Origin of the sequence: Bacteroides sp. MSK.20.82 (assembly GCF_019052485.1) — a bacterium.
Taxonomy (GTDB): domain Bacteria; phylum Bacteroidota; class Bacteroidia; order Bacteroidales; family Bacteroidaceae; genus Bacteroides; species Bacteroides thetaiotaomicron.
Map to the genome: position 1 here is coordinate 1 of NZ_JAHQUN010000156.1, position 377 is coordinate 377.

The following is a 377-nucleotide window of genomic DNA, read 5'->3' on the forward strand; positions in this document are numbered from 1 at the left end:
GTCCACATAATCCAGTCAGACTTTGTATACTCTTTGCGGGAGTCCAATGGCAATCCGTAAGGATTCTGTTTCGTCAAATAATAGTTAATTTCTTTGTCGATTACATTATTTGGGAATAAATTCAAATTCCACATTTTGTCCCAAATCATATTATATTTCTGACTCCAGGTATTCTCACGGTCGAAAGCAAGGCGGTAATGATCACCTTCATTTGCCATTTCTTCCCATTTCACCGCCATTTTCTTGGCTATACCTGCATATTTCTCTGCAACATCATATAAACCAAGCATATGCGCCATTTCGCTATATCCGGCTACACCCATGATCGCTTTTACTGAAAGATTGGCATTATGAGCCCAATGACCGGCGAAGTCATC

1 protein-coding gene is annotated in these 377 nt (G+C 40.1%); it reads right to left on the reverse strand.

The annotated features are described in order from the left end of the window. On the reverse strand, positions 1–377 hold a 377-nt coding region (locus KTR07_RS28260; protein WP_254306588.1), incomplete at both ends, for a DUF1793 domain-containing protein.